Origin of the sequence: Planosporangium mesophilum (assembly GCF_016863255.1) — a bacterium.
Classification (GTDB): Bacteria; Actinomycetota; Actinomycetes; order Mycobacteriales; family Micromonosporaceae; genus Planosporangium; species Planosporangium mesophilum.
In genome coordinates this window covers 1-2,108 of the sequence record NZ_BOON01000092.1, presented here as the reverse complement: position 1 = coordinate 2,108, position 2,108 = coordinate 1, and the positions used below count along the sequence as shown (strand labels likewise).

Below are 2,108 nucleotides of genomic sequence, written 5' to 3'. Positions count from 1 at the left end.
GCGTTCCGCGCGCAGCGCGGAGGGAATCCCCGTCCTTTAGGGCGGGGAGAACGTCAACGCGGCCCGCTCTCGGCGCCGGGGACCGACGCCCGATCAGGCCCTCACGGCCCAGGGGACTGGTCCGGGCAGCGCAGCCGTAGCTGGCGGTACCCGAAGGGCGCGTCGACCAGCCGGCAGTGGTGGGGCTCCGGCGTGCCGACGTGGGCGTACCCGTCGAAGAATCGGCAGGTCACACACATCTTGGTGATCGGGATCTGGCCCCGCTGCTGCAGGGCGAGGATCTGGTTGGTGACCACCTGCAGCAGCCGGCGCTGATCGTCCTCGCTGAACTCGTCGAGGTCGGTGAGCAGGGCGTCCGCCCAGTTGAGGAAGCCCGGTGCGGCGGCCCGGCCGCGCTCGGTCAGCGCGACGCGCAGCTCGTGCGGCGAGTACGAGGGGTCGGGCTCCATCGAGACCAGGCCCTCCCGGCAGAGCGTGGCGAGGGCCGCCTGCGCGGCGGGTATCGGCATGCCGAGCTCGGTGGCCAGCCTGCTCAGGGAGTACTCCTGGGCCCGACGGGCGAGCAGGAGCAGCGCCTGCTGCTGGGCGACGGTGCGCTCCAGGCCGACCGCGTCGGTCTTGTCGGCCGCGACCGCCACCCGTACGAGGCCGGTCGTGAGCCGGTCGGCGAGATGATCGAAGTTCATCACGCCGTGACTTTAGTCACTCTGGGGTACTGGTGTAAGACGCTCAGCGCAGCGCTGACCCCGCCCTGCTGTCGTCGATGATCCGCCCGCCGGCCATCGTGACCACCCGGTCGGCGGCGGCGATCACCGCCCCGGCGTGGCTGGAGATCGGTACCGCGTGCCCGTCGTGGGCGTGTTGACGCAGGACGTCGAGGACCAGGGCGACCCGACCGCGGTGCTGATGAGCGGTCGGCTCGTCGCCCAGCGGCAGGGTGGGTCGCAGCCGCAGGGCCCGGCCCACCGTCGTCCGCTGCCGGGCACCGCCCGAGATGAGTGACGGGTATCGGACAGCCAGGGGTGCGATCTCCCGCCCCGCTCCGTGATCTGCTCGGCCGACCGGTCGGCCCGCGCGGTGACGGCCGGGTCGTGGGTCGCGGCCACGACGGCGTGATCGCCGCGTACCCTCGAGAAGATCAGCGATGGCGCCGGAGCGCCGTCCCGCCCAGGGGATCGATACCGAACCGTGTTCCGGGCGTCACACGCCCCTGCACCCGAAAGCGGCGTTGAACACCTGATGGCCGCCCCCGGACCGGATACCGTCTGGTAAGCGGGCTATTCTGCCCACTGGAACGGCCACAGATCGTTACCACCGCACCCAGATTCAGCTGGTAACAGCACAGGAGGGCATTCGTGACCACCGTCGCCCCGAAGCCGATCGTGACTCGGCCGTGGCCGGTCCACCAGCCCGTCAAGGGCTCGGCCTTCACCCGGCTGCTGCGCACGACGGACGCCAAACAGATCGGGATGATGTACCTGGTCACGTCGTTCGTGTACTTCATGATCGGTGGCGTCCTCGCCCTGGCCATGCGCGCGGAGCTGGCGAAGCCGGGACTTCAGTTCTTCTCGACCGAGCAGTACAACCAGCTGTTCACGATGCACGGCACGATCATGCTGCTGTTCTTCGCGACGCCGGTCGTGTTCGCGTTCGCGAACTACATCGTGCCGCTGCAGATCGGGGCGCCGGACGTCTCGTTCCCGCGGCTCAACTCGTTCGCGTACTGGCTCTACCTGTTCGGTAGCGGCATCGCGGTGGCCGGGTTCGCCACGCCCGACGGTGCCGCCGACTTCGGCTGGTTCGCGTACGCGCCGCTCACGAACGTGATCCACTCTCCGGGCGTCGGCGCGGACATGTGGATCGTCGGCCTGGCGATCTCGGGTCTGGGCACGATCCTGGGCGCGGTCAACCTGCTCACCACGATCCTGACGCTGCGCGCGCCCGGCATGACGATGTTCCGCATGCCGATCTTCACCTGGAACATCCTCATCACGATGCTGCTGGTGCTGATGGTCTTCCCGATCCTGGCCGCCGCGCTGTTCGCGCTGGTGGCGGACCGCCAGCTCGGCGCCCACGTGTACGACTCCGCCACCGGCGGACCCATGCTG

The 2,108-nt window shown here is 69.6% G+C and carries 3 protein-coding genes; 1 reads left to right on the top strand and 2 read right to left on the bottom strand.

Annotation, left to right across the window (positions count from 1 at the left end):
- Positions 1-101: 101 nt before the first annotated feature.
- Positions 102-686, bottom strand: coding sequence for a helix-turn-helix domain-containing protein (locus Pme01_RS30625; RefSeq protein ID WP_168117463.1), 585 nt, complete (start codon positions 684-686; stop codon positions 102-104).
- 43 nt (positions 687-729) lie between these two features.
- Positions 730-966: an ATP-binding cassette domain-containing protein gene (locus Pme01_RS30620; protein WP_168117464.1), complete on the bottom strand. Its 237-nt coding sequence runs from the start codon at positions 964-966 to the stop codon at positions 730-732.
- A 389-nt stretch (positions 967-1,355) separates the two neighbouring features.
- Here Pme01_RS30620 and Pme01_RS30615 point away from each other — a divergent pair.
- Positions 1,356-2,108 (top strand): cbb3-type cytochrome c oxidase subunit I (locus tag Pme01_RS30615; RefSeq protein ID WP_203935993.1); only part of this gene is annotated, 753 nt, incomplete at its 3' end.